Source organism: Curtobacterium sp. AC273, from assembly GCF_979253735.1.
On sequence record NZ_CEEDDU010000009.1, the window covers coordinates 333,939 to 351,600 of the forward strand.

Sequence of the window (17,662 nt, forward strand, 5' to 3'; positions counted from 1 at the left end):
GTGGGAGTGACCCTCGTCCTCGTCCTCCAGGCCCCGACCACGGACCTGCGGGAGCGCGCTCCACGGGATCCCCGTGGCCTCACGCACCCTCGAGATCGAGGCGTCGGGGGACCCGACGAGCCAGGGCCGCGCCTTCCGGGGTCTGGTGACGCGGACCTTCGGTGCGGTTCCGGTGCACGTCCGGACCGAGGTCCGCGGCGACACGTCCGAGTGGCGCGTCAGCGCCGATGCGGACCGGATCACCGCCGAGGACCTGAGCGGTCTGCAGGTCCGGGTTCACGAGGCTCCCGTCCGCGGCCGCCGAGCGGTTCGCGGTCGACGGCGGCACCACCACCCGGCACGCCGCCACCGTGCGTGCCGATGCGGCGGTGCTCGCCTCCGCGGCGTCCGCCGTCCGTGCCGCCGCGCCCGTCCCGCTGTCGATCGTCGTGATCGCCGGCGCGGTCGCGCTCTTCCTGACGGGTCGGTTGCTCGCAGGGGCCCGGGTCACCGAGGACCGGCTGCTCCGGGCACGCGGTGCCTCGGACGCCCGCATCGTCGGCCTCGCAGGGCTGGAGGGACTCGTCACCGGTGCGATCGGTGCCGCGGTGGGCAGTACGGCCGGCACGCTCTGGGCTGCTGACCGCTGGGGCATCGCCGGTGCGGCGACCAGCGTCGACGTCGTCGTCGCGGCCGCGTCGGTGACCGTGCTGACGGTCGCCGCGACGACACTGGCGGCCGGCCGACGTGCGCGGTCCGCCGACGCTCGTCCCGCCGATCGGGCGTCCCGTGTCGGTGCTGCCCGGATCGGCGCCCTCGTCGCGCTGCTCGACCTGTTCGCCGGCGTCGCCGTCTGGCGGTACGGCAGCCCGGGCGCCGCCGCAGCCGGGGACGCGCTCGCCGTCGTCGCCCCCGCCGCGCTGCTGACGGCGCTCGCCGTGACCGGGGCGCTCCTGCTCCCGCCGACCCTGGCGCTGCTCGCTCGCCTGGCGGAGCGTCGCACCGGCTTCGTGCGCCCGGTGGGCCTGCGGCTCGCCGCGCGCGACGGCCGGCGGCTGTTCGTGCCCGCGGCGCTGCTGGTGCTCGCCGTCGCGTCCGGGGTCCTCAGCGCCACCGTCGACGCCTCCACCCGTGGCTTCCTGCACGACAGCACCCGGATCGAGCACGGTGCCGCGCTCCGGGCGGACGTCGGTGGCCCGATCCCGCTGAACGGGGTGTCCGACCTCCTGCCCGTCGGCGTCCGCGACCAGCGTGCCCAGGACCGCGGAGTCCGGCCGGTGCTCCGCGTGACGGGCACCACGGGTGACGCCGCGCAGGCCGAGGGATCGGTGCAGGTCGTCGGCGTCGACGCCTCCGCGGTGCCCGCGATGCTCCCGGTCTCGCCACGGACCCTCGACGTCCCGGAGACGGTCCGCGGGCTGCGCCAGAGCCTGCCCGGCGTGGAGCTCGGAACCGGCCGGAGCCGCGCGGCCAGCACGCTGGAGATCGGGATCCGCAGCTCGGTCGCGCCGACGCCCGTCGTCGGCGCGGACGTCCAGGTGCAGGCCGTCGCCTGGGTCGTCGACGGGGTCGGCGACGTGGCACCCGTGACGACGGCGGCGGGAGCGCTGCCGACCGGCGGCCGTCCGACGGCGCAGGCACTGCGCGCCACCCTGCCGAGCGGCGGCCCCTGGCGACTCGCGGCGCTCGACCTCCGCTTCCGTGGCGACGCCGACGTGACCGGCGTCAGCCTCGCCGTCGGGTCCCTCGCCGTCGACGACGTCGCCGTCGCGCTGCCGAGCCGGTCCTGGACGGCCGCGCCGGACGCCTACGACGCCTCCGGCCTCCGCGCCGGTGCGTCCGCGGGGAGCGGCGCGGCGTCCGGCCCGATCGGTGTCCACGCCGCATCGCTCCAGCTCGCGGCCCAGTCCGGGAGCAGCTCCGCGATCCGGCTGATGCCCGTGACGGGGCGCGTGGTCCCCGTGCTGGCCAGCGCGTCGAGCGGCGCGGCCGTCGGCGACAGCGTCTCGGTGGCCGGCGACTGGGCGAGCTTCCGCGCGCGGGTCGTCGGCACTGCGCCGACGGTCCCCGGCACCGACGGCGGAGCGGCGTACCTGGCCGACCTCCCCACACTGGACCAGGCCGTCCTCGCCGCGTCCCAGCGCCCTCCCCGCATCCGAGAGGTCTGGGCTGCCGACGCGGCCGCCCGTTCCCTGGTCGCCGACGCCGCCCCGGACGCGACCCTCACGGTCCCCTCCACGGCGCTCGAGGCACCCTTCGCCCGCTCGGTGGTCCTCGCCCTGCTGGCCGGTACCGCTGCCGCACTCTTCTGCGCCGTGCTCATCCTCGCCGCGACGGCCGTGTCCGTCGCCCGGAGCCGTCGCGAGGAAGCGCTGGGACTCCGGATCGTCGGGGCCTCGGCGTCGCAGCAGTCGTGTCTCCGCGCGATCGGTCCGGCGCTGACCGGCACCTTCGGCCTCGTCGCCGGCCTCGTGGCCGGTGTCGCGGCCGCCGGCCTGGTCGGCGTCGCCGCGGTCCGGGCGAGCGCGCCGCGCGCGCCCGTCGGGCTCGGCGTCCTGCTCGCCCCGGCGTGGTGGGACGTCGGAGTCGTCGTCGCGCTGGTCGTCGTCGCCGTGGTGGTCGTCACCGCCGCGCACGCAGCCGCGGTCCGTCGAGCGGCCGGCCGCACCGGACGGGAGGCACGATGAGCGTCCACGGCACCGGTCGCGCCCGGCACACGGCGCGTCGCGGGCGCAGCGCACCCTGGCCCGGACGTCTCGTCCGGCGGTCGCTCGCCGACCAGGCGGCGGCGCTGCTGGCGCTCGCGGTGCTCGTCGCGGTGACCACCCTGGCAGCGGTCGGGACCCCGAGACTGGTGACGTCCCTCCTGGACGCCGACCTGAACCGGACCGTCGCGAGCGCGTCACCGTCCTTCCGCGACCCGGCTGCCGGCGTGTCCCTCGCCGTCGACGACACGGTGTCGTCGCCGGGCGACTTCTTCCCGCGGATCTGGAACGCGCTGCCGGACCGACTCCGGACCGCGCGTGCGCACACGGCGCCGGCACTCCGCGCGCTCCTCGACGACGGGCACGTCTCGGGCCGGGCGGTCGGGCTGCACTCCGGGCCCCCGCTGAAGGGCTCCATCGACGAGTTCGCCGCCAGCGGACTGCGGGGCGGCCTGACCGAGCACACCGGGTACCGGATCGACGCCTACCCGGGGCTGCGCGCGGACTCGCGCCTCGTGCAGGGGCACTGGCCCGCTCCAGCCACGACGATCGGCGCCGACACCGTGCTCGAGGTGGCGGCCACGGAGCGCACCGCGCACGAGATGCACTGGCGGGTCGGCGAGGAGCAGCAGCTCGCGCAGGCCGGCGGGACGATCACCGCCCGGCTGGTCGGGCTCGTGTCGCCGCGGACGACCGACTCGGACTTCTGGGCGCTCGATCCCGGTCGGAGCCGGACGTCCGTGACCTACGACATCTACCAGACGCCGATGCGGCACGGGATCGTGTTCGTCGATCCGAGCACCTGGCCGCAGATCGGTCCGCAGCTCGGCGGCACCGACGTCGCGACCTGGTACCACCTCGACACCGCATCGATCTCGACGGCGAGCCAGCCGGCCATCAGCGCGGGCCTCGACCGGCTGCTCGCGAACCCGCCGACGGTGACCACCCCGGCGGGGGACCTGCGCGTCCTGCGCTTCAGCTCGTTCCTGCCCCGGCTCTTCGCCATCGCCGAGCAGCGCGCCGCGGCGTCCGGGGAACTGCTGGCGGTGTCGGCGACCGGACCGCTCGGCGTCGCACTCGTCGTGGTCGTCCTCGCGACGTCCGTCGTCGTCGCCCGCCGTCGGCCGGACCGTGCCCTCCTCCGGGCGCGCGGGACCGGTGGCGGGGCGACGGTGCTGCGGACCGTCGTCGAGACCGCGGTCGCCACCGTCCCGGCCGCGGTGGTGGGGTGGCTCGTCGCCGTGGCCGTCCTGCCGCACGTGCCGTGGGCCGCAGGCCTCGCAGCGGGTCTGGCCGGGATCGTCCTGCCGCCGGCGGTCGCTGCGGTCGTCGCCGTCGCCGAGGCCGTCGAGGTCCGCGGACCACGGGCGGCACCGTTCCGGTGGGTGCTCGAGGCGCTGGTCGTGACCGGGGCCGTCGCCGCAGCCGTCGCCGTGCTCCGCCGGGCACCGAACGGCGCCGGACCGCAGTCGATCGTCGGCGACCCGCTCGTGGTCGCCGCGCCGCTGCTCGTCGCCGCGGTCCTCGTGGTGGTCCTCCTCCGACTCCGCCCGACGCTCGTCCGCTGGACCGCGCGCCTGGTGCGGGACCGCAGCGCCGCAGCGTTCGTCGGCACCGCCGAGGACGCCCGCGGCGGGAGCGCACCGGCCTGGGTGCTCGGAGCGGTGGTCCTCGCGACCGGGACCGGCGTGGTCGCCGCGGCCCTGCTCCGCGCGGTCGGGGCGGCGACCGCCAGCACCACGGGGGCGACGACGGGGTTGGACCGGAGCGTCCTGGTCGGCGGTGCACCGACCGTGGTGGTCGGCGGCCTCGCCCTCGCGGCCGTGCTCACCGCGGTCGCCGTCGTGATCACGGTGGTCGCCGCGGCGCCGGAGCGGCGTCGTCGGAGTGGGCTCCTCAGGACCTTCGGACTGTCCGGGCGGGACCGCACCGCGGTCACCGTGTGGGAGCTGATCCCACGCTGCGTGGCCGGGGTGCTCGGTGGGACGGTGGCGGGTCTGCTGTCCGCGATCGTCGTCGTGCCGGCCGTCGTCCCCGGCTCCGGAACGGTGTGGCCGGCTCCGCTGCCGGTCGTGGCCACCGCCCTGGGCTTCGGACTCGCAGCCTCGGTGGCGACGGTCGCCGCGGTCCTCTCCGACCGGCGACGGCCGGCCCTCGTCGACGACAGGAGTGCAGCATGACCGACACGACGCCGACCGCCAGCAGCGGACTGCCCGCCGTGGGACCGGACCGAGCGATCCACTGCCGGGAGCTCGTCCGCATCTACGTCTCCGACGACGTCGAGGTGCAGGCGCTCCAGGGCCTCGAGCTCGACGTGGCGAGCGGTGAGCTCGTCGCGCTGGTCGGGGCGTCCGGCTCGGGGAAGTCGACCCTCCTGGGGATCCTCTCCGGTCTCGACCGCCCGACGGCCGGCTCCGCCCTGGTCGCCGGCGTGGACCTCACGACGATGACGCGGAAGACCCGGCTGCACTACCACCGGCGGGTCGTCGGCTTCGTCTGGCAGCAGACCGAACGGAACCTGGTGCCGTACCTGACGATCGCCGACAACGTGCTCCTCGCGATGCAGATCGGTGGGACGCGTGACCGTGCGGGGCGCCTGGACACCCTCGTCGAGCTGCTCGACCTCGGCGACGTCCTCGAGCGTCGACCCGCCGACGTCTCCGGTGGTCAGCGGCAGCGCGCGGCGGTCGCCGTCGGGCTCGCGAACAGCCCGTCGGTGCTCCTCGCGGACGAGCCGACCGGTGAGCTGGACGAGTCCACGAGCGCCCAGTTGCTCGAGACGCTCCGCACCGTGAACCGCGAGACCGGGACGACGACCCTCATCGTCACCCACGACGCCGCCGTCTCCGAGCACGTCGAGCGGACCGTGCGCATCCGCGACGGGCGGACGTCCACCGAGACGCTCCGGTCGACGACGACCGGGTCCGCGCCGGACGGGGACGCCCAGGAGTTCGCCCTCGTCGACCGTGCCGGTCGGCTGCAGCTCCCGCAGGACTACGTCGACCGGCTCGGCCTGCGGGACCGCGTCCGGCTGGCGATGCGGCCGGACCACGTCGGCGTGTACCGCGGCGACGACGCACACCCCACCGCCCCCGACGCGCCGCGATCGGCGGCCGACGACCGAACGGAGCACGACGATGCCTGAGGCCGTGGTCGACGCGATCCTCACCGCCGAGGGGCTCACCCGCCACTACGGTGCCGGCGAGGCGCGGGTGGTGGGTTGCGAGGACGTCTCCCTGGCCGTCCGGCCGGGTGAGCTCCTCGTCGTCCGAGGTCGCTCCGGGGCGGGCAAGTCCACGCTCCTGCGACTGCTCGGCGGGCTCGACCGTCCGACCGCGGGTGCCGTGCGCATCGGGGACCTCGACGTCGCCGCCGCCACCGAGGGGGAGCTGGTCGAGCTGCACCGCGACATGGTCGGGTTCGTGCACCAGGAGTTCGGGCTGCTGCCGACCCTGACGGCCGCCGAGAACGTGGAGCTCCCGCTCCGCATCGCCCGACGTGACGCCGGCGAGCGAGTGGAGCGCGTCGCCCGGGCGCTCGCCTCGGTCGGGCTCGACGGGCACGAGAACCAGCGCCCCGGGCAGCTCTCCGGCGGTCAGCAGCAGCGGGTCGCGATCGCCCGGGCACTCGTGTCCCCGCGGAGCGTGCTCATCGCGGACGAGCCAACCGGGCAGCTCGACAGCGAGACCGGCGCGCAGGTGATGGACCTCGTGGTCGCCCTCACCCGCGAGCGCGGGGTCGCGACGGTCGTCGCGACCCACGACCCGCTCGTCATCGCCATGGCGGACCACGTCGTCGAGCTGCGCGACGGTCGGGTCCGTCTGGTCGGCGACGAGGACTGACGACCGGACGTCCGGACGACCGGGTCACTCCGGGTCGGGCGCGGCCTCGACGAGGGGCTCGGCGAGCGCGGCCTTGAGCGCTGCCGAGTGCGCGTCGGCAAGGATCTCGAGCGCGCCGGCCTCGTACCGGTCGTACGCGGTCCGGACGACGTCGGCGGGCCGGTTCACGTCCGGCATCCCGGGGAAGAAGGTCCGGCGCATCGCCGTGTCGGTGAACGAGAGCACGAGCCCGACGACCCGGATGCCGCGCGGGGCGAGCTCCAGGCGCATGCCGTTCGTCGCCGCCCAGAGCGCCGCCTTCGAGACGCTGTAGGACCGCAACCAGTGGTCCCACGCCGCCCCGGACAGGACGTTGAGGATCGTGCCGCCGCCGTTCGCCTCGAGGAGGGGCGCGAACGCGCGGGCCACGCGCAGGGACCCCCACAGGTTCGTCTCCACGACGTCCCGGAGCTGGTCCAGGTCACCGGTGACGAGCGACGCCGCGGAGCCCGTGCCGGCGTTGTTCACCACGATCCTCGAGTCCGCAGCGGCCGTGGCGGCTGCCTCGACCGACGCGCCGTCCCGGATGTCGACGACCAGGGGACGAACCCGGGGGTCCGACCACCGGTGGGGCTCGAGCGTCGCCGCGTGGACGACCGCGGCGCCCCGGTCGAGCGCCTGGGCCACGAACTCCGCGCCGAGTCCGCCGTCCGCGCCGGTGACGAACACGGATGCGCCCGCGATGGGGACGGGGGAGGAGGACCGGGGCAGGGGTGTCGGTGGGGTCATGGTCGATGGTGTCCACGGCACCCGCCGCTCCACCACCGCGGAACCACTGACCCGACCCCGACCGACCCGACCGACCCGGCCGGGCGGGGGACGACGCGCTGACCGCGGGATCAGCTCGTCACGAGCGGCCGGTCCGGTGCCGTCCGGCGGGGCGACGTGGTCGCCAGGACCGCGATCAGGCCGGCACCGCACAGCAGGAGCGACTCCCGCCAGACCGGTGCGACCGCGGCGGCCCAGGGCGCGTCGCTCTGGATGAAGTCGGCGAAGCTCGGCCCCGGGACGACGAGCAGGAGCAGTCCGACGGCGATCGCGGTGCGGGTCCGCCGGTCCTCGACGGCGCGGAGGGCGACGAGCGCGGCGGGGAACAGGTACACCCAGTGGTGGATCCAGCTGATCGGCGAGAGCATCGGCGCGAGGAGCCCGATGACGAGCACCCCCTGCGACGGGACGGCCACGCCGGTGCACCATCGCGGCGACCGCGAGTCCGGCGATCCCGACGACCACGACGAGCGGCGTCGTCAGGCCGGTCCAGTCCGGGGCGAGCCCGGCGATCGCGCCGGCGACCGAGTTGTTGCCGGAGGAGGCGGAGGCGCTCCCCGTGAGGTCGACCCGGTCGGACAGGTGGAACACGGTCGAGGTCCAGAAGTGGAGGCTCGCCGTGGGTGCGACCACGACCCCGATCGCCACGGTCGCGACGGACGCCGCGCTCGACCAGCCGAGTCGGCGCCACTGCCCGGTGACCGCGAAGTACACGATGAACAGGGCCGGCGTCAGCTTCACGCCTGCGGCGATGCCGACGAGGAGGCCCGTCGGGCGGCGGTGGCCCCGGATGCGGTCCGGCAGCACCAGGTCCGCGAGGACGAGCGCCATCAGCAGGAGGTTGACCTGGCCGTAGACGAGGTGCTGCACCGCGACCGTCGTGCTGCAGGCCAGCAGGAAGAGCCCGAGGTGCCGGTACCCGACGTCGGCGGCGCTCCGGCACCCTGCGGACCAGAGGACCGTGACGAGGAGGATCGCGACGCTGAGGACGGTCCAGCCGACGAAGGCCGCGTACCACGGCAGGAGGCCCGTCGGCGTGAACAGGAGCGCGGCGAAGGGCGTGTAGGTGAACGGCATGCCGACCGGGCCGAGCTCCGGGGCGCGGAGGTTGCCGGCGTCCAACGTCCCCGCCGCGCAGCAGCACCGGGACGACGTCGCGGTAGACCAGGAAGTCCACCGGCAGCATGTGCGGCAGGAACGGGAGCAGGGCGAAGACCAGGACGACGGTCGCGGCTGCCACGACGAGGGCGACCACGGGTCGACGGCTGGTGGCCGATCGAGTCGGGCGGGGCGTGGACGTCAGGACGGTGTCGGTCGGCATCCCGGAACGCTACGGCCGGGGACCCCGTCACCGGATCGGCCCCGACGGTGACCCTCATCCGGAGACCGGGCGAACCGGTCTTCCCCCGATCGGACGATGTCCGGTGCGTCCGGAGCGGGATACGGTTCGCTGGTGGAACGGAACGAGGGCGGTGTGACCGAGCGCGCGGTCCCCACCCTGCGGGCGGTCGAGTCCTTCCTCCGGCAGCTGCCACCAGCGGACGTCCTGCTCGGGCTGGCCATCGTCGGCGCCTCGTTCGCTCCGTTCGTGGTGCGTCCCTTCCTGTTCGGCGTCCCCTCGCCGGTCGCGCTCCTCCTGGGGTTCGTCGCGGTGGCGGTGCGCCGCCGTCCGGCCCTGACCACCGCCGCGACGCTCCTCCTGGTGGTCCTCCAGCCCTTCCCGGGCGACGGGCTCACGCCGCTGGTCCTGACGTACGTCGTCGTCGTGTACAGCCTCGCGCTGTACGGGGGTCCGCTCCTGCGGATCGCGAGTGCCGTCGGGGCCGTCGTCGGCGGCGCCTACGCGGCATACGACTTCTCGTTCGCCGGCGGCCGCCTGGTGGCGGGGATCGCGAACGACCCCGACACCCGGTGGCCGGCGCTGGTCGGGCCCGCTGCCGTGCTGTTCGTCGCGTGGTCGGTCGGGCTGGCGGTGCGCCTGCGCCGGTCCGCCGTGGCCGGAGACGGCGCTGCGGCAGCGGGCGCAACGACGCGCGGTCGACGCGACGGAGTCCGCCCGCACAGACCGGCTCCGCGCCGACATGGCCCGGAACGTGCACGACGTCGTCGGGCACTCGTTGGCCGTGATCGTGGCGCAGGCGGACTCCGCGGCGTTCACGGACGACCCGGACGAGCTGCACCGCATCACCGGGAACATCGCCGCGGCCGCGCGGGCCTCCCTGCACGAGGTCCGCGACGTGTTGGCCGGGATCGACGCCGAGCCGAGCGCGACGGACGCGATCGGCCTCGCCGAGGTGGTCGAACGCCTCCGCGAGACCGGGCTCACGGTCGAGCACGCCGTCCGTGGGCATCGCGGGCGGCTGGCCGCACGCGAGGGCGCGGTGGCCCGACGGATCGTGCAGGAGATGGTCGCGAACCTGCTGCGGCACGGCGACGCGGCCGCGGTCGTGTCGGTACGGGAGACCTGGTGGCCGGACGTCGTGGTGCTCGAGATCGAGAACCGGACGTCACCGGACGCCGAACCGGGGTCGGGACGGGGGCTCGGGAACATGGCGCACCGCGCGCGCGAGGTCGACGGCGCCTTCGAGACGATCACCGACGACGAGCGCTTCGTCGCCCGTGTCCGGCTGTCGGTCGAGGGTTCGGCGGACCCCGACGCGGTGGCTCCGGACGGCGCGGCCACGTGATCCGCGTCGCACTGGTCGACGACCAGGAACTGTTCCGCGCCGGGCTCCGCTTCATGCTGGACAAGCAGGCCGACATCGAGGTCGTGGGCGAGGCCGCGGACGGCGAGGCGGGGGTCGACCTCATCCGGGAGACCGTGCCGGACGTCGCCCTCCTCGACGTGCGGATGCCACGGCTGGACGGTGTCGAGGTGGTGCGGCGTCTGCTCGGCGACGACGGCCCCGAGATCGCGACGAAGATCATCGTCCTGACGACGTTCGCGGTGGACGATGCCACCGCGGAGGCGGTCCGGCTCGGCGCCGCTGGCTTCCTGCTCAAGGACGCGACCCCGGACGCCCTGCTGACGGCGATCAGGACCGTCGTCGCCGGGAACGCCGTGGTCAGCCCGGATGACCTCGCCGCGCTCCTGCGACTCGAGTCGGGGACCCACGCGCCCCCGGCGCCGGCGGCGTTCCGCTCGCTCGCACCCCGCGAACGGATCGTGTTCGACCACGTCGCGGCGGGCCGGACGAACGTCGAGATCGCCCGGATCGAGTTCGTCAGCGAGTCGACGATCAAGACGCAGGTCAGCAGTGTCCTGACCAAGCTCGGCCTCCGCGACCGCGTCCAGCTCGTGATCTACGCGCACCAGTACCGGCTCACTGGCGACCGGACGGCCGGCGGGGACTCCCCGCCGATCCGCGCGTCCTGACCACGGGCAGCACCCGCACGTGCCGACGCGCGCCGACGCCGGCCCGGGGTCCGGGTCGGCGTCGGCGCGTGGTGCCCGTCGTCCGGTGCGGCCGGCGGCGGGGTGCTGGGGCTACTGGTGTGCGACGGCCAGCCGGCTGCGGGTCGAGCGCACGCCGAGCAGGACCAGGACGGCGGAACCGAGCAGCGCGACGACGGCGGCGAACCCGAAGTCGGCGGCGAGCCCCGAGACCGATACCGCGACGCCGCCCAGCGTGGAACCGACGGCGAGGGCGACCTGGATGATCGTGACGAACATCGCGAGTCCGGCCTCAGCGCCCTCGGGCGTCGCGCCCGCCATCCAGGTCTGCCAGGCCGAGCGGCAGCCCGCCCCAGACCAGTCCCCAGACGACGAGCAGTGCGAACACCGCGAGGGACAGGTGCGCGACGAGGGGGAGGAGCGCGACGGCGGCGGCGAGTGCGAGCCCGCCGGCGACGAGTGTGCCGAGCACCGAGCGGTCGAGGGTCGCGCTGGCCACGAAGTTGCCGACGATGCCGCTGACGCCGAACACGAGCAGGGCGACCGACACGACGTCGGGGCTGAGCTTCGCGACGTCCTGCAGGAACGGGCTGATGTAGGTGTACGCGGCGAACTGCGCGGCGAACAGGAACGCGGCGACGACGAGTCCGACACGGGCCCGCGGCACACCGAACAGGCTCGTGAGCGCCGTGGCGCGGATCCGCTGCTGCGAGGGGATCGCGGGCAGGGCGACGAGCTGCAGGACGAGCGCGACGACGCCGAGCGCGGCGCCGATGACGAACGCGAGCCGCCAGGTCGAGAAGGCGGCGACGAGCGCACCGAGGGGGAGGCTGACGACGGTGGCGATCGAGATCCCGGCGGTGATCAGGGACGTGGCTCGGATGGTGTCCTTCGCGGCGACGAGGCGAGGGCGATCCCCGCGCCGATCGCCCAGAACCCGCCGAGCGCGACGCCGAGCAGGACCCGGGCGACGAGCAGGACCGGGAAGACCCCGGCGATCGCGGCGACGACGTCGGCGAGGACCAGCACGGCGCTGAGACCGATCAGGACCACGCGACGGTCGAGGCGGACGTGGCGACCGTGACGACGGGTGCGGCGACCGCGGCTGCGAGACCGGTGACGACGACCATGAGCCCGGCGGTGCTGATCCGGACGCCCAGGTCGGCCGAGATCGACGGCAGCAGCCCGATCGGCAGGAACTCGGACAGGACGGTCCCGAAGGACCCGACGGCGACCGAGGCGACCCCGAACCACCCGTTGCGGTGTGTGCGTGACATGTTCTTCCTCCTCTTCCTGCCGGACGTGGGCACGTCCGGGTGGTGGCCGTGACCGCGGGTGCGGTCGCGGCGGTGTCCCGTCGTGGGGCGGGGCCGGGTGGGTCAGACGATCGTGCTGCCGCCGTCGACGGCGAGTTCGCTGCCGGTCATGCCCGAGCTCTCGTCCGAGACCAGGAACAGCACGGCTGCGGCGACCTCCTCGGGGAGCAGGACGCGGCCGAAGGGGAGCTTGCTGGCGATCGCGGCCAGGAGCGCGTCCGGGTCGTGCGGTGCGAGGCCCTTGAGCCCGGGCGTCTCGGTGGGGCCGGGCACGACGGTGTTGATCCGGATGCCCCGCGGCGCGAGTTCGGCCGCCCAGGTCCGGGTGAGGGTGGCGACGGCGGCCTTCGAGGCGCCGTAGAGGCCGAACGCCGGTTCGGTGCCGGACGCCGACGACGAGCCCGTCACGACGATCGCCGAGCCCTTCCCGAGGAACGGCAGCGCGCCCTGGACCGTCAGGGTGGTGGCGCGGACGTTCGTGCCGAAGGTCTCGTCGATGTCCGCTGCCGTGACCTCGGCGAGCGGCTTGAACTCCCCGATGCCCGCGTTGACGTGCACCGCGTCCAGACCGGCACCGCGCGCTGCGACGGCCCGGAAGACCGTCTCGATGCCCGCGGGCTCGGTGGCGTCGGCCTGCACCGGCGTGACGTGGTCGCCGAACTCCTCGCGGAGGGCGTCGAGCGCCTGCTGGCGTCGTCCGGTGACGAAGACGTGGGCTCCCTCGGCGACGAACCGACGGACGACCGCCAGGCCGATCCCGGAGGTGCCGCCCGACACGAGTGCGGTCTTGCCGTTCAGTGTTCCGACCATGATGTGCTTCCGTTTCCTAGTTGTTGACTGCTTAGTCCAGAACGATAGGGCATAATGGACGCTTCAGTCAATAACCGGTTCGAGGAGGATCGCGAATGCCACGACCACGCATGTTCGACGAGGCGCAGAGGTCATCGACCGCGCGCGGCGCACCTTCGCCGAGACGGGCTTCGCCGGCACGTCCCTCGACGACCTGCTCGAAGCGACGGGCCTCGCACGCCAGAGCCTCTACAACGCGTTCGGCGGCAAGAAGGAACTCTTCATGCGGGCCTTCCTCCAGCGACACCGCCGAGGCGGTGGACGCCGTCAAGACGAGCCTGCAGAGTGCCGAGCACCCGATCGTCCGCATCCGCACCGTGCTCGTCTCCGCCGCGGTCGAGCACGGCGCCGGCCAGGCGCCGCCCTCCCTGTTCCTGCGGGCGGCGGTCGAGCTCTCCAGCCGCGAGGTCGAGGTCGCCGCGGCCGTCGCGAGCGCGTTCGACGCCATCCGGGCCGACTACGTCGCGTGCATCGTCGACGCGCAGGCCGCCGGCGAGATCGAGGCCGACGCCGACGCCGAGGCCCTGGGGACCTACTTCTGCGCGGTCATCGAGGGCATGCTCCACGCTCGGCCGCGTCGGCGTCTCGCGCGCGACGCTGCTCCAGATCGGCCTCACCAGCCTCGCGACGGTCCCGATCACGTCCGTCGGACGCGAGCACCTGGGCACCGACGACGGCGACTGGACCTGACCGTCGGCACCGCCGACGGACAGCACTGCTGACAGCCGGCACCGCTGACGGACGGGAGGCGCGGGGCGGGCCCGCCCCGCGCCTCCCGTCCGTCACCCCCCGGTTCCACGGCACGGTCCCGGCCCGTCGTCCGCGATGAGGAGGGCACCCGCTGCCGGGTAGCCCGTGGCCGACTGGTTGCCGTGCCGGAGTGCGGTGGCGCCGTCGCGCAGCCACCCGCTCGAGCGCGGAGCCCCGACGGAGGGACGCCGAGCCGCCCAACGCGGCCGCGGCCTGGAGCGCGTGCGACGCGACCTCGGCCGCGTGGAACATGCTCGCCATCGTCCGGGCCCGCTCCGGGGGCGGGACCGCTTCGCCGGCGGTCCGCCGCCGCTCGACCACGGCCGCCGCGTCGAGCAGCCCGCCGAGCGCGGCCCGGAGCGAGGCGTCGGCGCGTGCGAGGCCCATCCGGTGCACGGGGTCGGCACCCCGCCGGGGATCCTCCCGCAGGCGCTCGGTGGCGAGGTCGAGCGCGCCACGCGCGATCCCCAGGGTCACTGCCGAGACGCCCGGCGCCACGAGCAGCAGGGGCGTGAACCCGTCGGGCTCGGCGGAACCCGGTGCGGGACGCATGACGGTGACGAGGTGGTCGGGCACGGCCGCACCGTCGGCGACGACGACCCGGTTGCCCGCTCCGCGGAGACCGGTGCCGTCCCAGTCACCCTCGATCCTGACCTGGTCGGCGCGCAGTGGCGTCCGCAGGACCGTTCCCGGCGCATCGCCGTCCTCTGCCAGCGCCCCGAAGACGAACCAGTCGGCCGTGTCGGCACCCGACACGAGCGGCCACCGCCCGTCGACGAGCCACCCCGTGGGAGTCCTCCGCGCTCGACCCGGCTGTCCCGCGTTGGCGAACCGAGGGGTCCCGTCCCGCGCGCCGCTGTGGAGTGCATCTCGCCCGGCCGGTCCGAGAAGGTCGTGGAGGAAGCCGAAGTTGCCGTTCCACACGCGCCACGCGATCGAGGCGTCGGCGCGGGCGATGCGCTCGTACGTGCGGAACACGGCGGGGAGCGGAACCCGGGGCGAGCCGTCGGGCGGGGTCGTGAGCATCTCGAACAGTCCGCTCGTCCGCAGCTCGGTCAGGAGGTCCGCGGGGACGGAGGCGTCCTCGTCGATGGCCGGGGCGGCGTCCCGCAGCCGGTCGAGCAGCCGGTCGGTGTCAGGGAGTTCGTCGACGGGCAGGGGTGTGTGCGTGCGCATGTCGTGACTGTAGGAACGCCGCGGCATCTGGTCGTCCGTGGTTCCACCCGGGCCACCCGACGCTCAGTGGGACCACGGGGGTGGAGTCGAGTGCTGCTCGGTACCGTTCCGGCCACGATGCAGATCACGTTCATCACACCCGGCACCCGCGGCGACGTCCAACCCGCTGCGTTGGTCGCCGCGGAACTCCACCGCCGGGGACACCGGGTCGTCCTGGCGACCGCCGACGACCTCGTCCCGATGGGCCGCGCGCTCGGCCTCGACACGGTCCCGCTCGGCGTCGACATCCGCGCCTTCCTGCGGTCGGACGACGGCAGCGAGTTCCTCCGGACCGGCGGGACCCGCGCGTACCTCACCGGGATCGCCGCGTTCAAGCAGCGCATCGCGCCGACCTTCTTCCCGGCGGTGATCGCGGCGAGCTCGGGTGCGGACGTGATCGTCGGCAACCACCTCACGCTCGAGGAGGTGCGACACATCGCCGGCGTCGCGCGCATCCCCGTGGTCGCCCTCGTCCACTCGCCGCGACGGTCGAACCGGTTCTTCCCCGCGTTCTCCGTGTCGACCGCTCGGCTCCCCGGTGCGGTGAACCTGGTGACCCACCGGATCGCCGCTCGCCGCGACCGCATCGCGAACGCGGAGTACCTCGGCGACTTCCGCCGCGCGCTCGGACTCACCCGGCGTCCCGAGGACCGGGGTGAGTTCCACCGCCGGACCTCGAGGTGCAGGCGTACAGCAGCCTGCTGGTCCCCGAGCTCCGGGACTGGTCGCCGATCCGACCGTTGACCGGGTTCCCGCGGGCCACGGCGCACGACCACGCCCGCTGGGGTGACGCCGGCGTCGACGGACGGCTCGAGGAGTGGCTCGCCGCCGGGGAACCGCCGGTCTTCTTCGGGTTCGGGAGCATGCCCGTGCGGGACCCCGCCGCGATGACGGCGCTCGTCGACCGCGTCTGCGCCGAGCTCGGCGTCCGCGGGCTGATCGGCGCCGGCTGGTCCGACTTCGGCGACCGGGAGGACTCCGAGCGCGTCCGGGTCGTGGGGTCGGTCGACCACGCTGCGGTCCTGCCGCGCTGCGTCGTGGCCGTGCACCACGGGGGCGCCGGCACGACGGCTGAGGCAGTGACCGCCGGGATCCCGAGCGTCGTCTGCGCGGTGTCGTTCGACCAACCGTTCTGGGGGCAGCGTCTCGAGGACCGCGGACTCGGGACCTGGATGCCGTTCGCGCAGCTGACCGGCGCCCGCCTGGTCGAGGCGATCCGGCCCCTGCTCGGGCCGGACGCCCGCCGACAGGCTCGCTCGTTCCGGTCGTCGCTCGCCGCCGAGGACGGGACGCGCGGGGCAGCCGACGCGATCGAGGCCGTGGGGGCGCCGGCCCGGCGGGGCCGCTGACGTCGGCGCCCGCGCGGGGGTTCGTCCTCGGGGCCTCGGTCCGCTCGGGTCCTCGGTCCGCTCGGGTCCTCGGTCCGCTCGGGTCCTCGGTTCAGAGGAGTCCGAGCTGCTCGAGCTCGGGGTACGCCTCTCCGAGCGGCAGCGCCAGCGTCTGCCGGACCGTGTGACTGCGCTCGTCGGCGAGCACCTCGAGCGCGCCCGCTTCGATCTGGTCGTACGCCGACCGGACCACGTCGACGGCCTCGCCCATGGGCGGCATCGGGACGTCGTACTTCGTGAGCATCGGCGTGCGGGTGAAGCCGAGGTGCACCCCGACAACGCGGACGCCGCTCGGCGCGAGTTCCAGACGCAGGACGTTCGTCGCCGCCCAGAGCGCGGCCTTGGACACGCTGTAGGCACCCAGCCGGTGCGCCCAGCTCGCCGCCGACAGCACGTTGACGAGCGTGCCGCCGCCGTTCGTCGCCATCACCGGCGCGAACGCCCGCGCGACGCCGAGGGCGCCCCAGAGGTTGGTCTCGACGACCTGGCGCAGCACGTCGACGTCACCGGTCGCCAGCGGCTCCAGGGAGGCGATCCCCGCGTTGTTCACGGTGATCGTGACGTCGTGCGCCACCTCGGCCGCTCGCTCGACGGCCCGGGGATCGTCGACGTCCAGCGCGATCGGCACGACGCGGTCGTCGTCCCAGTCACGGTGCGTCCGCGTGGTCGCGTAGACCCGCTCCGCGCCGCGCGCGAGTGCCTGGTCGACGAACTCGACCCCGAGTCCGCCGTTCGCTCCGGTCACCAGGATCCGGGAGCCTTCGATACGAAGGCAGGTCCATCGGTCTTCCTCTCCGACGCTCCACCACCGGAGCGCCTTCCGAGTGCATCGTCGCGCGCCCGCCCCGGCCGGGCATCGGTGATCACACGGGTCGTCGGCGACCCGCACGGGGGACCGGGCCGGAGTCGTCGGTCACCCACCGTGCCGCGACGGCCCCCGGGGACCACGGCTCGTCCAGCGAGCCCGGCCGGTGCGGGGCGACAGGTGTGACCGTCGCGTCGGCGCAGGTACTCACCCGGGGAGTCGTCGTGCATGAACCACCGGAGGCTCCGGTGCGCCGCGGCCGCGTTCGGGGCCGCTCGCCGCCACATCCTCGCCTCGTAGGCGACGAGTGCCTCGTCGACCGTCGCGGCGCCGTCCAGTGCGTCGGCCAGGTCGGCGGCGTCGAGCAGCGCGCCGTTGGTCCCGAGCGCGCAGAACGGGGACTGCAGGTGTGCCGCGTCGCCGACGAGCGTCGCCGCCAGGGGACTCGCCCACCGGTGGCCGGCCGGGTGTTCGAACACCGGACGGACCGTCCCCCGGTTCGGCGCCGGCGGACACGAGCTCCAGGAGCGACGCGTCCCATCCGGCGGCGTCGAACGCCGCGTCGAGTCCGGCGCGCAGCCGCTGCACCGGTGTCTCGCGCACGCGTGCGAG

The 17,662-nt window shown here is 74.8% G+C and carries 17 protein-coding genes and 1 pseudogene; 9 read left to right on the plus strand and 9 right to left on the minus strand.

Annotation, left to right across the window (positions count from 1 at the left end; translation table 11 throughout):
* The first annotated feature begins 368 nt into the window (after window positions 1–368).
* From ACZ8AI_RS16910 to ACZ8AI_RS16925, 4 genes are read left to right on the plus strand one after another with little or no spacing between them, the layout of a single operon-like run.
* Window positions 369–2,666 carry an FtsX-like permease family protein gene (locus ACZ8AI_RS16910; protein WP_464859097.1) on the plus strand — a complete coding sequence of 766 codons (2,298 nt, stop codon included), beginning with the start codon at window positions 369–371 and terminating at the stop codon, window positions 2,664–2,666.
* Window positions 2,663–4,864 (plus strand): FtsX-like permease family protein, encoded by a 2,202-nt coding sequence (locus tag ACZ8AI_RS16915; RefSeq protein WP_464859098.1) that lies wholly within the window; start codon window positions 2,663–2,665, stop codon window positions 4,862–4,864. Before ACZ8AI_RS16910 ends, ACZ8AI_RS16915 begins: the two co-directional genes overlap by 4 nt.
* Window positions 4,861–5,829 (plus strand): ABC transporter ATP-binding protein, encoded by a 969-nt coding sequence (locus ACZ8AI_RS16920; RefSeq protein WP_464859099.1) that lies wholly within the window; start codon window positions 4,861–4,863, stop codon window positions 5,827–5,829. The genes ACZ8AI_RS16915 and ACZ8AI_RS16920 overlap by 4 nt, the downstream gene beginning before the upstream one ends.
* A complete protein-coding gene (locus ACZ8AI_RS16925; protein WP_464859100.1) occupies window positions 5,822–6,526 on the plus strand; it encodes an ABC transporter ATP-binding protein in 705 nt (234 codons plus the stop codon). The genes ACZ8AI_RS16920 and ACZ8AI_RS16925 overlap by 8 nt, the downstream gene beginning before the upstream one ends.
* A 24-nt stretch (window positions 6,527–6,550) precedes the next feature.
* On the opposite strand, the gene ACZ8AI_RS16930 is transcribed toward ACZ8AI_RS16925, so the two are convergent.
* Window positions 6,551–8,455, minus strand: a complete 1,905-nt coding sequence (locus ACZ8AI_RS16930; RefSeq protein WP_464859101.1) for an SDR family NAD(P)-dependent oxidoreductase — start codon at window positions 8,453–8,455, stop codon at window positions 6,551–6,553.
* Between the two features lie 959 nt (window positions 8,456–9,414).
* On the opposite strand from ACZ8AI_RS16930, the gene ACZ8AI_RS16935 reads away from it, so the two are divergent.
* The gene (locus ACZ8AI_RS16935; RefSeq protein WP_464859102.1) at window positions 9,415–10,020 is read left to right on the plus strand and encodes a sensor histidine kinase; all 606 of its coding nucleotides are present in this window, start codon (window positions 9,415–9,417) and stop codon (window positions 10,018–10,020) included.
* A complete protein-coding gene (locus tag ACZ8AI_RS16940; protein ID WP_464859103.1) occupies window positions 10,017–10,709 on the plus strand; it encodes a response regulator in 693 nt (230 codons plus the stop codon). The genes ACZ8AI_RS16935 and ACZ8AI_RS16940 overlap by 4 nt, the downstream gene beginning before the upstream one ends.
* A 111-nt stretch (window positions 10,710–10,820) precedes the next feature.
* Here the strand turns inward: ACZ8AI_RS16940 and ACZ8AI_RS16945 are convergent, their stop codons facing one another.
* The 5 genes from ACZ8AI_RS16945 to ACZ8AI_RS16965 all read right to left on the minus strand — a co-directional run bounded on the left by ACZ8AI_RS16945 (window position 10,821) and on the right by ACZ8AI_RS16965 (window position 12,853).
* Window positions 10,821–11,048 (minus strand): hypothetical protein, encoded by a 228-nt coding sequence (locus ACZ8AI_RS16945; protein WP_464859104.1) that lies wholly within the window; start codon window positions 11,046–11,048, stop codon window positions 10,821–10,823.
* On the minus strand, window positions 11,020–11,661 hold the full coding sequence (locus ACZ8AI_RS16950; RefSeq protein ID WP_464859251.1) for an MFS transporter: 642 nt from the start codon (window positions 11,659–11,661) through the stop codon (window positions 11,020–11,022). The genes ACZ8AI_RS16945 and ACZ8AI_RS16950 overlap by 29 nt, the downstream gene beginning before the upstream one ends.
* Window positions 11,592–11,780: a hypothetical protein gene (locus ACZ8AI_RS16955; protein ID WP_464859105.1), complete on the minus strand. Its 189-nt coding sequence runs from the start codon at window positions 11,778–11,780 to the stop codon at window positions 11,592–11,594. The genes ACZ8AI_RS16950 and ACZ8AI_RS16955 overlap by 70 nt, the downstream gene beginning before the upstream one ends.
* Window positions 11,771–12,004, minus strand: a complete 234-nt coding sequence (locus ACZ8AI_RS16960) for a hypothetical protein (RefSeq protein WP_464859106.1) — start codon at window positions 12,002–12,004, stop codon at window positions 11,771–11,773. Before ACZ8AI_RS16960 ends, ACZ8AI_RS16955 begins: the two co-directional genes overlap by 10 nt.
* A gap of 102 nt (window positions 12,005–12,106) precedes the next feature.
* The gene (locus ACZ8AI_RS16965; protein WP_464859107.1) at window positions 12,107–12,853 is read right to left on the minus strand and encodes an SDR family NAD(P)-dependent oxidoreductase; all 747 of its coding nucleotides are present in this window, start codon (window positions 12,851–12,853) and stop codon (window positions 12,107–12,109) included.
* A 356-nt stretch (window positions 12,854–13,209) separates the two neighbouring features.
* Here ACZ8AI_RS16965 and ACZ8AI_RS16970 point away from each other — a divergent pair.
* A pseudogene (locus ACZ8AI_RS16970) lies at window positions 13,210–13,404 on the plus strand (TetR/AcrR family transcriptional regulator); the annotation flags it as partial.
* 34 nt (window positions 13,405–13,438) lie between these two features.
* On the opposite strand, the gene ACZ8AI_RS16975 reads toward ACZ8AI_RS16970, so the two are convergent.
* Window positions 13,439–14,818, minus strand: a complete 1,380-nt coding sequence (locus tag ACZ8AI_RS16975; protein ID WP_464859108.1) for an acyl-CoA dehydrogenase family protein — start codon at window positions 14,816–14,818, stop codon at window positions 13,439–13,441.
* 117 nt (window positions 14,819–14,935) lie between these two features.
* Between ACZ8AI_RS16975 and ACZ8AI_RS16980 the strand changes: the two genes are divergently transcribed.
* Together ACZ8AI_RS16980 and ACZ8AI_RS16985 are read left to right on the plus strand one after the other, a co-directional pair.
* The gene (locus ACZ8AI_RS16980) at window positions 14,936–15,601 is read left to right on the plus strand and encodes a glycosyltransferase (RefSeq protein ID WP_464859109.1); all 666 of its coding nucleotides are present in this window, start codon (window positions 14,936–14,938) and stop codon (window positions 15,599–15,601) included.
* Entirely contained in the window at window positions 15,538–16,206 is a 669-nt protein-coding gene (locus ACZ8AI_RS16985) for a glycosyltransferase (RefSeq protein ID WP_464859110.1), read from the plus strand. The genes ACZ8AI_RS16980 and ACZ8AI_RS16985 overlap by 64 nt, the downstream gene beginning before the upstream one ends.
* Window positions 16,207–16,297: 91 nt before the next feature.
* Here the strand turns inward: ACZ8AI_RS16985 and ACZ8AI_RS16990 are convergent, their stop codons facing one another.
* The gene (locus ACZ8AI_RS16990) at window positions 16,298–17,011 is read right to left on the minus strand and encodes an SDR family oxidoreductase (protein WP_464859252.1); all 714 of its coding nucleotides are present in this window, start codon (window positions 17,009–17,011) and stop codon (window positions 16,298–16,300) included.
* Window positions 16,987–17,529: an FAD-dependent monooxygenase gene (locus ACZ8AI_RS16995; protein ID WP_464859111.1), complete on the minus strand. Its 543-nt coding sequence runs from the start codon at window positions 17,527–17,529 to the stop codon at window positions 16,987–16,989. The genes ACZ8AI_RS16990 and ACZ8AI_RS16995 overlap by 25 nt, the downstream gene beginning before the upstream one ends.
* Window positions 17,530–17,662: the final 133 nt, after the last annotated feature.